Annotated in this window: 15 protein-coding genes; 6 read left to right on the top strand and 9 right to left on the bottom strand. The window is 50.7% G+C overall.

Annotated elements, in window-relative coordinates:
• Window positions 1-78: 78 nt before the first annotated feature.
• The gene (locus H6F67_RS15275; protein WP_190767483.1) at window positions 79-309 is read right to left on the bottom strand and encodes a hypothetical protein; all 231 of its coding nucleotides are present in this window, start codon (window positions 307-309) and stop codon (window positions 79-81) included.
• Window positions 310-418: 109 nt separating this feature from the next.
• Here H6F67_RS15275 and H6F67_RS15270 point away from each other — a divergent pair, with 109 nt between their 5' ends.
• On the top strand, window positions 419-652 hold the full coding sequence (locus tag H6F67_RS15270; protein ID WP_190767482.1) for a helix-turn-helix transcriptional regulator: 234 nt from the start codon (window positions 419-421) through the stop codon (window positions 650-652).
• A gap of 155 nt (window positions 653-807) precedes the next feature.
• Window positions 808-1,851, top strand: a complete 1,044-nt coding sequence (locus tag H6F67_RS15265) for a response regulator (protein ID WP_190767481.1) — start codon at window positions 808-810, stop codon at window positions 1,849-1,851.
• A 25-nt stretch (window positions 1,852-1,876) separates the two neighbouring features.
• On the opposite strand, the gene H6F67_RS15260 is transcribed toward H6F67_RS15265, so the two are convergent.
• Both H6F67_RS15260 and H6F67_RS15255 read right to left on the bottom strand, forming a co-directional pair.
• Window positions 1,877-3,079 (bottom strand): lipid-A-disaccharide synthase-related protein, encoded by a 1,203-nt coding sequence (locus H6F67_RS15260; protein WP_190767480.1) that lies wholly within the window; start codon window positions 3,077-3,079, stop codon window positions 1,877-1,879.
• Window positions 3,080-3,187: 108 nt separating this feature from the next.
• Window positions 3,188-3,982: an ABC transporter ATP-binding protein gene (locus tag H6F67_RS15255; protein ID WP_199304443.1), complete on the bottom strand. Its 795-nt coding sequence runs from the start codon at window positions 3,980-3,982 to the stop codon at window positions 3,188-3,190.
• 157 nt (window positions 3,983-4,139) lie between these two features.
• On the opposite strand from H6F67_RS15255, the gene H6F67_RS15250 reads away from it, so the two are divergent.
• A complete protein-coding gene (locus H6F67_RS15250; protein WP_190767478.1) occupies window positions 4,140-4,553 on the top strand; it encodes a hypothetical protein in 414 nt (137 codons plus the stop codon).
• Between the two features lie 94 nt (window positions 4,554-4,647).
• Here the strand turns inward: H6F67_RS15250 and H6F67_RS15245 are convergent, their stop codons facing one another.
• The 3 genes from H6F67_RS15245 to H6F67_RS15235 form a co-directional block, all read right to left on the bottom strand.
• The gene (locus H6F67_RS15245; protein WP_190767488.1) at window positions 4,648-5,346 is read right to left on the bottom strand and encodes a metallophosphoesterase; all 699 of its coding nucleotides are present in this window, start codon (window positions 5,344-5,346) and stop codon (window positions 4,648-4,650) included.
• A 256-nt stretch (window positions 5,347-5,602) separates the two neighbouring features.
• Window positions 5,603-6,322 carry a DUF1995 family protein gene (locus tag H6F67_RS15240; protein WP_190767487.1) on the bottom strand — a complete coding sequence of 240 codons (720 nt, stop codon included), beginning with the start codon at window positions 6,320-6,322 and terminating at the stop codon, window positions 5,603-5,605.
• Between the two features lie 68 nt (window positions 6,323-6,390).
• Window positions 6,391-6,900: a hypothetical protein gene (locus H6F67_RS15235; RefSeq protein WP_190767477.1), complete on the bottom strand. Its 510-nt coding sequence runs from the start codon at window positions 6,898-6,900 to the stop codon at window positions 6,391-6,393.
• Between the two features lie 292 nt (window positions 6,901-7,192).
• Here H6F67_RS15235 and H6F67_RS15230 point away from each other — a divergent pair, with 292 nt between their 5' ends.
• The 3 genes from H6F67_RS15230 (at window position 7,193) to H6F67_RS15220 (ending at window position 9,808) form a co-directional block, all read left to right on the top strand.
• Window positions 7,193-8,236: a hemerythrin domain-containing protein gene (locus tag H6F67_RS15230; protein ID WP_190767476.1), complete on the top strand. Its 1,044-nt coding sequence runs from the start codon at window positions 7,193-7,195 to the stop codon at window positions 8,234-8,236.
• Window positions 8,237-8,344: 108 nt separating this feature from the next.
• A complete protein-coding gene (locus H6F67_RS15225) occupies window positions 8,345-9,085 on the top strand; it encodes an LmeA family phospholipid-binding protein (protein WP_190767475.1) in 741 nt (246 codons plus the stop codon).
• Window positions 9,086-9,265: 180 nt separating this feature from the next.
• Window positions 9,266-9,808 (top strand): DUF2231 domain-containing protein, encoded by a 543-nt coding sequence (locus H6F67_RS15220; RefSeq protein WP_190767474.1) that lies wholly within the window; start codon window positions 9,266-9,268, stop codon window positions 9,806-9,808.
• 38 nt (window positions 9,809-9,846) lie between these two features.
• Here H6F67_RS15220 and H6F67_RS15215 read toward each other — a convergent pair whose 3' ends face one another.
• Genes H6F67_RS15215 through H6F67_RS15205 form a run of 3 tightly spaced genes read right to left on the bottom strand, consistent with a single transcriptional unit; the run spans window position 9,847 to window position 11,401 of the window.
• Entirely contained in the window at window positions 9,847-10,704 is an 858-nt protein-coding gene (locus H6F67_RS15215) for a Cof-type HAD-IIB family hydrolase (protein WP_190767473.1), read from the bottom strand.
• Between the two features lie 8 nt (window positions 10,705-10,712).
• On the bottom strand, window positions 10,713-10,976 hold the full coding sequence (locus H6F67_RS15210; RefSeq protein ID WP_190767472.1) for a toxin-antitoxin system HicB family antitoxin: 264 nt from the start codon (window positions 10,974-10,976) through the stop codon (window positions 10,713-10,715).
• Window positions 10,973-11,401, bottom strand: coding sequence for a putative toxin-antitoxin system toxin component, PIN family (locus tag H6F67_RS15205; RefSeq protein WP_190767471.1), 429 nt, complete (start codon window positions 11,399-11,401; stop codon window positions 10,973-10,975). The genes H6F67_RS15210 and H6F67_RS15205 overlap by 4 nt, the downstream gene beginning before the upstream one ends.
• Window positions 11,402-11,626: the final 225 nt, after the last annotated feature.

Here is an 11,626-nt window from a genome sequence, read left to right as displayed (position 1 = left end):
CTGGCGGAGCGCTATCGCAATCGGCGGCGGCATTTCACGCGCCGAGTCCACCTACTGGCGGGTATCGTTAACTTTGAGTCAGCTATGGCTAATTGATTCATGCAAGAGGTCTACTTCACCGGGATTTTTTGTTGGCAGTAAAGGTGTCCACAGGGCAGAGTCGGCAAATCCGAGGGCGTGGAGACTATGGATCGATCGCGCCACCCAATCCGGTTCACCGACCAAAATCACCTTATTGAACTGCTTGCCGTCTGCGCTTGCAGCGAAATCCAGCAATTCCTGTTCTTGCTCCTTAGAATTGTCGGTCATGGTCTAACCTCGTGTTTGTAATTACAAACATCATTACCGCTATCAGTCTATTTTTCGTTTGTAGTTACAAACATTTACTTGGTTATGAGCCTCTGACAAGATTTGAGGCATGGGAAAAGCAGGGAAAGCACTGAGGCAAGTTTTGCAAAATTACGGCATCAGCCAAAATCGTTTAGCCGTCACAATGGGAATCAATCGATCGACTGTCCATCAATGGGTAAACGAAGGTAGCGATCCGCTTGCTGAAGCGGTTAGCGAAATTTTCAAAGCACTTAGGCAAATTAACGAAGCCGCAGCAGAAGAATTTATAAATTTGTATTTAGAGCGAGATTTGCAGGAATGAGCGATCGCTTTGCGATCGTAGGCAATTGATTAAACTAATAAATTGATTAAACTAATAAATGATCCACTGCTGAAGACTCGCTGTGCCGCCAGGCGCGAGAACGACTGGAATGCTTGGTAGATTGCGATCGATCGGCAACATGACAAAAACTGTTTATGAATGACGATCAAGTAAGACTGCATTTTCAAACAATTCGGCAGCAGATGGCCGCCCTGCAAAGTAAGGATACGGAAGCCTGGCAGAAAATTGATACTGTGCTCGAAGATCTCCACGTTATCTGCGAGCAGATGCAGACCAATTTAGCGATCGCAGAAAGCGTCGAAGAAGAATTTCTTCAGCAGACCCAACAGCTTACCGATCGCTGCCATTATTATTACGATTTGTTTCAAAATTCTCCGATCGCCTATCTTGTGATCGATGCCAGCGGTCGAATTTTAGAAGCAAATCATGCGATCGCGAGGCTTCTCAACGTGCCACCGCGCTATTTAGCAGGGCGGTCGCTGGCTGTTTATGTGGCAGAAAGCGATCGACCAGTTTTCTACACCAAGCTCGATCAGCTTGCCCAGAATGACGGACAACAAACTTGGCAGATTCACTTGTGTCCACGCGGCGGCAATCCGTTCCTGACGGAATGGCAAATTGCGATCGACCACGATGCGGATGGTGAAATTGCAACGCTGCGAATCGGCGTGTACGGCTTGAGCAAACCGCAGGTTGCTCTGCCCACTGTACCCTCCGTTCTCGAAAAAATTCGACCCGCAGCCAGACTGCCCCAATCGCCTCTGCCCCAGTCGCTAGATGGTTTGCAGGTGCTGGTGGTGGAGGACGAAGCGGATATTCGCGAATTTCTCACGGCTGTGCTGGAAGCGCATGGCGTTGGCGTTCGAGCAGTCGCAAGCGTTGCAGCCGCGCTAGAGGCGATCGAGCATTTCCATCCGGATGTGCTGGTGAGCGACATTCGGATGCCGCATGGCGACGGCTACAGCTTGATTCGACAAATTCGGGCGATCGAAGCGGCTCAGGGCGGCCATATTCCCGCTGCCGCCATCACTGCCTATTTGGAAGAAGATCGAGAAAAGGCACTTAGCGCTGGCTTTGAAGCACATCTGCACAAGCTGGCACAACCGACTGAGCTGATTCAACTCGTGGCGCAGTTGGCTCAAAGCGCATCAAGCCCCGATCGCGACTTGCTGAACTAAATTCAGCGTGAGGCGCATCGGTTCATCAAGCGAAGCGATCGAGCAAGCATTCAGCAATGCGATCGGCGGCTCCCGTTGCTCCCAAGCGGCGGCGTCCGTTTTCGGCGATTAGATGCAGGCGATCGGGGTCTTGCAGCAGCGATCGCACAATTTTCGGAGCTTGGCGCGGGTCTTGTAGCAAAATGGCCGATGCTCCCAGCAGGCGCGTTTGCGCTTCGGCAAACTTCGGCGTAAACTGTGGTCCTTCTCCGGCAATGGTCAAGGCAGGTTTGCCCAAGCCGACAAACTGTTCAGTTGCCGTTCCCGCCATTGCGATCGCAAAATCCGCTTCGTGCAGACAGTCGCGATAGTGCGTTTGGCTGAGGGCGATCGTCGCCTTGCCCTGCGTAAAGCAATCCTCATTCTGTGTCCATCCTTGTGCAATCAGGGAAGCACTGAGCGGCTGCAAGTCCAGTTGAGGCGCGATCGCACCGAGAAACAGCAGCGACCTTCCCAACCGCGCATCGATCAGCGCTTGCACTGCAACCAGGATGCGCTGCCAGTTTTGATAAGCTTCCGGCGGACGCGAACCGGGCAGTAAAACGAAGGTGAGGCCATCGCGATCGACAGGTTCAGTGGCAGGTGCTTCCAAGCCGTCCATCATCGGATTGCCCAGGTCAAACACGGGAATCGGCCAGCGCTGCAACACTTGAGCGGTCAGCGAATCACGCGGAAACACGGCGCGACAGTGCGATCGCTGCATCAGCCACCGCTCCCAAGGCAAATAGACCGAGCCTGACCAGCTTTCCATTCGCTCAAACCAAGTCGGGCGCGGCAGCAGTCCCACTTCGTCGCGCAGGTAGTATTCCGATTTCGCCGTTCCCACAAAGGCATAGGGCGCACCGCTCATCCAGGCAAACAGCAGCGGCACAATATCTCCGACTGCCAAAATCACGCCGCCCGCTTTTGCCCAAGCCCGCACGGTTTTTCGCTGCGCCAAGGTCAGCTTCAGCAAGCCGCCACGCAGATCACGAGCAAACTGCCGCCCATCTTGATAGATAAATCCACCCGACGGCATTGGCTTGACCGTACCGACGATCGCAATTCCGTGATCGGTAAAAGCGTGACCTTCTCCCACAATGGGCAGAGCGGCAATTTTCGCATTGGGCGATCGCTGCTGCAAAGCCTGTAGAATCCGCAGGGCGATCGCATCTTCTCCATGTCCGTTGCTGAGGCAAAGTAGCTGCATCTCGATCGATATGAGGCGAGCAATAGCTCATGGTACGAGATGCAGACGCAAACGGAAACGGGGCAAGGACAATTCGGAGCGTTAGAGAAGCGGAAAGCGACTGGGACGTTAGGCAGCGATTTCTTCGACTGTTGAGGCGATCGGAGCAATCTGCCCGTCCTGTACGCGCAAAACGCGATCGGCGAGTCGGGCAATATCCGGATTGTGCGTCGCCATCACCAAAGTTTTGCCTGCGCTGCGGGTCAGGTTGAGCAGCAGTTCCAGTACGATTTGGCCGGTTTCTTCATCAAGATTGCCTGTCGGTTCATCGGCCAAAACAAGCTGCGGATTGTGGGCGAGGGCGCGAGCGATCGCCACCCGCTGCTGCTGTCCGCCCGATAGCTTGTCGGGATAGGTCGCCGCGCGATCGGCCAGTCCAACCTGTGTCAGCAGTTGCAGGGCAGACGCCTGTGCCGCCTGAGTCGATCGCCCCGCCAGTTCTTGCGGCAATGTAATGTTTTCGAGGACGGTGAGCGTGGGAATTAGATTGAAAAACTGGAAGACAAAGCCGATGCGATCGCGCCGCAGCAGCGTTCTTGCTCGTTCATCCAGGTCGGTGAGCGCCACACCATCGATGCTGACACTGCCCGTCGTGGGGCGATCGATGCCGCTAATTAAATTCAGCAAGGTGCTTTTGCCGCTGCCGCTGTGACCGAGCAGGACAACGAATTCACCAGGATGAAACGTGAGGCTGACGTTTGCAAGGACGACGCGATCGAGTTCGCCTTCTTGAAAACGCTTGGAGAGGTTTTCGATCTGCACCTGTGCGCCGCTGCCTGACTCGATCGGGCGATCGTCTGTCGCAGAAAACCAGTTTGACCACCAACCCATATTTCGCTTCCTAGAATGAACGGCCTCTGTCATAAATCTTAAACAAATTTGCCAGTGGCTCGATCGCAATTTAGTGAAATTTCTTCGGAAGCCGAGCGATCGCGCTTGGATCTACTCACGGAGTCGTGTAGGTTGGTGTTGATTCATACCCAAGACGACTAATACTCAAGAAAATTCACGGAGAAAATTCATGCAGCTTTTCCGCGCATTTATGGCAGGGGCGATCGCCACAGTCAGCACGGTTGCACCGCTCACTACCGTCAATGCTGTTGCGATTCCGCCATCAGGAGAACTGATTGCCCAATCACAAATTCGCAATTTTTGCCGCCCAGAAGAAAGTATGTTTGTAGCCGCAGAAACGCGAGACTACTGGGTGAATATTTGCGGCGGCGACTTGCCGAATACCTACGTGGGCGTGAACAAGCGGAACGGCAATGCGATTCGGGTGCCGCTGCGAGACTACGATCGCGACTCGTTTGAAGCGGTCAACGGCGATACAATCTACATTCTTGCCCGCAACACAACTAGAGGTTCTGTGCTGACCGTGACGCAGATGCCCGGATATCGCGAAATTCTGCGGCAGGCTGTGATTCGCTGGAATTAATTTTTCAACCTACATTGTTCAAACTAGAGCGATCGAGGTCTGCCACAAGCGGCATCGATCGCTGAATTAATCTAAAAATTTCTTTTTTCTGGGTTTACAGTTGCAGCAGTTGGCGACGGCGGGCGGCAATTTTGTCGCGGTTAATCTGCACGACGGCTTCAACAAATGGCAAGATGCGCTGCGTATTTTGAAAGACGTTGATTTGATAGACCTGCTGATTGTCTAGATCCAAGGCAGTGAGCCAGCCGCTCTTGGGATGATAGGCTCCGGTGTCAATGTCGAGCCAGCCTGCTCCCTGAGCGATCGCGCCTGCGGGCACATTGGGCAGCGTAAACGTGATCGTGTGGCCTGTGATGATTGTTTTGTTGACAAAGTAGGGCTGTGGACTGCTGTGGAACTCTTCGCGAATCCAGCAAAATTCCTGCACGCTCTGTTCGCTCAACGGCAGGCGCGGATGTACGCCCGCGTGAACCAGCCAGTAGTCACCTAAGTCGATATGGGTAGGCAGCGATCGCATCCATTCCAAATGATCGAGCAGCACTTCCGGCTCGTCATAGCTGGCAACGGTCGCTTGTCCGCCGCTGTGCAACCAAGCGTGAAGGGCGTTGGGAGCAATGTTGCCGTTGGGAAACGAATCGATGAGCAACTGTTCGTGGTTGCCCAGCAAGCAGCGATAGCCACTTGCACGCACAAAGCTCACGACCTGAAAACTTTTGGGGCCGCGATCGATCAGATCGCCTAAAAAATACACTTCATCCTCGGCGGACGGTGCGATCGCCATCAGCAACTGCATCAGGCCGTCGTAGTGTCCGTGTACATCTCCGATTACAATGCGCCGACCTTTGGTCACGCTAGTCGCCTCTTACTATCTATCAGTGAATGAAATGGCGATCGATCTTTCGCAATTGCGAGCTTCAACGATTACGAGGACAGCAACCTGCTCAAAATTAACAGCAGAGGTTGATGTGTCGTAATACTACGATTATGCCTTGCCTCGCTCAGAGAGAGCCAAAAAACACGCACCCGATGCTTAAATCTACGCAGAAGCTTTACTGACTTAAAGCTCGAATAAACTGCTGCAAATTTGCCAAGAAGCCTTGTTTTGGTGGAGCGACAGGCGCTCCTGCTTCTGTTTGCCCTGCGGCTTGCGCCAAGATCGCCTCTAGCGCTTCGCCCACAGGTCGGCGTGGTTCTTCGGCCACCAGTTCGTAGCTCGTCTCTCGTTGCACCCAAACTTGCCAAGGCTGCGGATAGCAGCGCAAAATCGCCGCGCCCTCTAGCGGTCTGAGGTAATAGCACGACTCAAACGTATTGAGCAAGCGATCGCGCAGTTGCCGCCCTGTCCAGCCAATGCCGACTGCCCCAATATCTTCCAACCGGGGATTGAGCATGACGACAGGGCGTTCTGCTGCCTGGCTACACAGTTCTTCAACCTGCGTTACCTCAACTGCGGATGGCTCAACAAAAATAAACAATTTTTCTTCCGGCTGAATTTGCGCCTTCAGTTCACCAATGCCGCGCACCGAATAAGCCTGCTCGCCCCAATCGCGCCGCGCCAAAGCTGCCGCACCCGCATCGGGAAAAAACACGCGCAGTTCACTTCCCATGTTGGCAAAAGCGGGAATAAACTGTTCCGCGATCGGCAAAATCTTCAGTTCCGGAAAGACAAGCTCAACTTGAAGCCGAGTTAGACCATCGGCAAGTGCGGCTTGCGTCGCTTGTTTTGCCTGCTCGATCGCATCTTCAAGCGTGTCGGGAATTTGACTCATGGGGCGGACGTTCGGGGGCATTGAGCAATCCAGAATTACAAAGCATACACCAAGCGGCGATCGAATGGCTAGCCCTGCGTCGCGTAGCCCTGAAGATTTTCGGGGTTAAACTGTCGCAGAACGCTCGTTGCCTTGGTCGTGATGTTCGCCGCACCGCTGACTACAACAAGATACTTACCTTGATTGAGGCGATTGCGGTAGGGCAAAGCGTCACCGCTGCCAACCGAGGCACCGACCCCACCTCCCACAAAAAAGCTGCCCATCGCGCCCGCCACCGCACCAAGCAAACCGCCAATCAGGTGATTGCCGATCGCCCCGACCGACTCAACCAAGTTAAAACCCGTCGAGACGTTGAACAGATAGCCGCCCACAAACCCAAATGGAATTAGCCAGAACGAAAGCAAGCCAGCTTGTTTGCGAGCGGGTTGATTGGGATCGATCAAGCCAAATTCGTCGGCGCTTTTATAGCCTTTGCCCAAAATGCTGACCTGCTCCATCGGCAGACCTTCTTTTTCCAAGGCGGAATACGCTGCTTCTGCCTGAATGCGATCGGGCAACACAGCAATTACATAATTCATAAGCCTTCTTGCATCGATGTTTTCTTTATTTTCCAGCTTAACGAGTCTTTTGCCAGGTGACACAGCTAGATTTTGCAAATGATTTCTATCGATCGACAGAGGTAGAACTTGAATGCAACTGAAAACTTCTCAAAGTGTCGATTCAAATCACAAATCGACTTCAAGCGATTCTCCTTCTAAAGGGTGAATTAATGAGCGTCCGTCAAAAGATTGATGATGGTTTGAAATTGCTGCGGCAAAGTGGAAATTGTGAGCGTTCTTTGTAATAACTGCTTCATAGGGAGAACAAACAATGGTTACGACTCTTGATGATACGAAGCGTCAAGCGATCGGCATGAAGCTTGCCGACATGAAGGCCATTCAAGAACTGATTATTTCTAACGAACAAAAGTTTATCTCGGCGATCGGCGATAGCGATATTCAAAAGCGCTTTCAAGACATGATCAAGGATGACCAAAAAAACTTGGGCATCCTCGAAACCGTGATTGTCCAATACGGCAATCCTGCCCAGCCGAAAGAGGAAATTTCGGACATGGTGAGGAAGATTGACGAACTGATGTCTGGCACAAAGCTAACAATTTTTGAAAAAGTGTTCCAGCACGAATTGCTGAAGCACCAGCAGTTTATGAACGGCATCATCGTTCACAAAGCCGCTCAAAAAGTCGGCGCAGATGTCGAAGCTGCCATTACTCCGCTGAACACGATCAATTTTGAAAATCGCGCTCACCAAGAACAACTCAAGGGTGTTCTGGAAATGCTGGGCGTTTACGAATTGACCGGACAGCAAGCCGATCAAGGTCTATGGGCGCGGGTTCAAGATGCCGTTGCTGCGCTGAGCGGCGTTGCGGGTAGCGTGGTTACCCAAACTTCCGACAAGTCGGACATGAACCTGCAAGATGTCATCCGCATGGATCACCAGAAAGTGAACGTTTTGTTCATGGAACTGTTGCAGAGCAATGACCCGCAAAAGATCCAAGAATACTTCGGTCAAATCTACAAGGATCTGAATGTTCACGCCAAGGCAGAAGAAGAAGTTGCCTATCCTGCGGTGCGCGGCAAATATCCTGATGGTGACTTGAAGGAACTCTATGATGAGCAAGCTGAGATGCGCGTAATCATGGACGAACTCAAGTCCACCGATCCGGCTTCACCCATCTTCAAAGAAAAGGTGAATCAGCTCAAGAACATCGTGATGGATCACGTTCGTCAAGAAGAAAGCACCTACTTTGCTGCTATTCGTGACAACTTCAGCAGTGAAGAAAGCGAGCGCTTGGCAACTCAATTCAAAGAGTACAAAGCGCAGTTGCAGCAAGAAATGGCTGCTGAGATGAAGTAGTTCGATCGAGCTACCTAGACATATCTAGAAACCACTTCCACCTTTACATTGCTGTGTGGAAGTGGTTTTCCAGAATCAAGAAACACTCAATCAAAGGAACGAAGTACTGTGTTTGGTAACGGGCCAGATCTTGGAGAGCAAGCGCTTAGCAAAGCCGCAGAAGTTGGGATTTCGACTGCACTTGATGAAGTGGAAGATATTGAAGTTGATATTCGCACTGACGGTTTCAAGCTGATGCAGGGCGAGCTTGAATCGGTGAAGATTGAAGGCGAAGGCTTGGTGATGAAACAAGACCTCCGCGCTGAAGAATTGACGCTGGAAATCAATCAGGTTGGCATTAATCCGCTCAAAGCGGCTTTTGGCGAAATTGAATTCACTCGTCCTTCCGAAGCGGTAGCAGAAATGGTGCTGACTGAGCAGGATATTGAGCGAGCTTTCAACTCAGATTTCATTAAAAGCAAGCTGCAAAATCTGTCAGTTGAAATCAATGGTCAGCCTGTTCATTTGAACGTGCGATCGATCCATTTTTCCCTACCTGACACCCAAAAAGTCGCCCTCAAAGCTGAAGTCGAACGGCAAGATACAGGCGCGATCGAGCAGATTGCTTTCACCGCTGTTCCCTCGATCGACACCAACGGCCAACGCCTCAAGCTCAATCAGGTTGAATATGGCGATGAAGCAGAAATCTCACCAGAATTAACCACTGCTATTCTTGATAGCGCTGGTGACATTCTTGATCTACGCAATTTCGATATGAAAGGCGTTTCGATCAAGCTGACGCAACTGGTAATTGCGGCTGGAAGACTCACGTTTCAAGGGCAAGCGATCGTCGAGCAGTTTCCCACTTAAGCGTGAGTCTGCCTAAAGTTGGATGCTCTTACGGGTTTCTCTCGATACACCTAAAAAGAGAAAACAATTGAATGGGCGAGAAGGAAGCGCTTCCGGTAAGGTATCGCTGCGATTCAAGTGCCTTTTCAAACAAGTATTACCCGCAAATTTTCGGTAGCCAAGCTGCGAGCGAGAACACTCATGGAAACCAAAGAGAGAGATAACGGCACGCCCTATCCCGATGTGCCTGCTGTCATGGAAAGCAAGCATGACGAGTACGTTGATCCAGGCATTGTCAGCACGGTAAATGTTGCCGGACACCCGCTGCATCCGGTGATCGTGACAATGCCGATCGGCCTACTTGTGACGGCAGCAGGCAGCGATATCGGCTACTTTTTCACGCAGGATAACTTCTGGGCACGAGCTTCAATTTGGCTGATTGGTCTAGGTTTGGTGACAGCGATCGCCGCTGCCATTACTGGAATGAGCGACTTTTTGAGAATCAAGCGCGTTCGCAAAAACACCGCAGGCTGGGCGCACATGTATATCAACATCGCGATTCTTGGCCTGACGCTGGTTAACTATTTGCTGCGCTTGGGCAACCCTGCTGATGCAATCTTGCCAACCGGAATTATCATTTCAATTCTGACAGCAACCTTGCTGGGAATTAGTGGCTGGTACGGTGGCGAACTGGTTTACCGTCACAAAGTTTCGGTAATTGGTCCCAGCAGCCGTAAGCAGTAAGAATGTGGAAAGGGATTTGTCTTTAGCAAGTCCCTTTTTTACAGCAAAAATTGTTCGATCGCCCGTGCAACTCCGGACTTTTCAACATCAGGCGCGACCCAATTTGCATAAGTTTGAACCTCGATCGGGCTGTTGCCCATTGCCACACCAATCCCGGCATATTCAATCATCTCAACGTCGTTGAAGTTGTCTCCGATCGCCATTACATTCTCGGCTTTCAACCCCAATATTTCTTCAGCTAAATACTTCACAGCCGTTCCTTTATTCACCAGCGGATTTGCAGCTTCAAAAAAGGTGGCAACCGATTTGGTGAAATACAGTTCAGCAGGCGTATAGTGCTGTCGCAAATTGGAAAGCAAGCGATCGATCAAATCGGTATCTTCACTCAACGCCAAAATTTTTGTCGGCGTGTCAATTTCCAAAGCACGACGTAAATCGCTAACTGCGATCGCTTCCACGCCCGATCGCTCACAATATAAAGCAGTCTCCGGCGTGATTTCACGAACGTAGAGCCGATCGTCAATATACAAGTGCAGCGAAAGCTCTTGGCGAAACTCAGTTTGATCAAAATATTCCAACAGTTTCAAAGCCGTTTCGATCGACAGCGGCCAGTGACGCAAAACTTTAGCAGTTGAAACATCTTTAATCAGTGCACCCTGATAGGTAATCAGCGGCAAAGTGGAGCCGATCGCTTGATGAAATCGCAGTGCCGATCGAAACATTCGACCTGTGGCGATCGCCACTTGAATTCCTTTCACTTGTGCAGCGCGAATTGCTTCAAGGACAGGCGGATTAATTTCGTTGTTGAGTCCGGCGATCGTGCCGTCGATGTCAAGGGCTAAAAGGCGAATGGTTGAATTAGCTGACGATTTAACCAAATGACTTGACTGCTGCATAATTTTAGTTATTGATTTCGATTGGTATCTTGGATAGGTAACTGGTCGAACGGCTCTGGTTCAACATTAGGAACTTTCGCTAGAACGACTTCGTATTTTTCTCGACTGCCTCGTTCCGCAAGTTCATTTAAATATTTCTCAGTCGTGAGAGCGGCAATTTTTTCTGCAATGGCGATCGCAATGAATTGATCGATCGAAATTCCATCTTGTTTCGCGAGCATTTGCAGGCTCTTGTGGAGAGAATCGGGCAGTTGAATGTTTAGATTACTCATGACAATGCTCCAATCGATTGAAGAAATTCCGCAGGCGTAATTGCGCTGATTCCAAACTGCTCTATACCCGCGAAATCGCGGATGTTATACGTCACTACGCTATCACATCTAGCCTTAACAGCAAGCTCTAGCACCATGTCATCTTTTGGATCTCGTAGAAGAGGTCGCCAAAGGAAAAAGATTTGATGACGTGTTGCAACTGAGCAATGAAATCCGATCAAGCTTTCAACATCTGCTTCAGAAATCAGGAGATTTGGAAGTTCTCGCAGCAAAACTTCCCGATATTCAAGCACGATCGGCACTGACAAATGAATCTCAAATGCACCTGTGCCGACAAGGGATAATAGCTGATAGGCGCTTCCTCGCTTTGATCTAAGTCCAGCAACAATCACATTCGTATCAATTACAATTTGTGGAATTGCCATAAGGACGGACGCAGCGATGAAATTGATTTTACTTTACCGCTGCCTGCGATCGAGATTGCGCCACCAATCGAAGCAATACAGCCTGTCCCATATTGCTCCAATTCCTTCAATGATTAGCCAGACGACAAAACCGACAAGTGCTACTCCAAGATCGGGCAAACTAGGATCAGTAGCAGAAGATTCAAGTCTAATCCATAGCTCTTATTTGAAATCCACAGCAGAAAA

Origin of the sequence: Microcoleus sp. FACHB-1515, from assembly GCF_014696105.1 — a bacterium.
Classification (GTDB): domain Bacteria; phylum Cyanobacteriota; class Cyanobacteriia; order Elainellales; family Elainellaceae; genus JAAUTJ01.
This window is presented reverse-complemented; position numbering and strand designations above follow the sequence as displayed.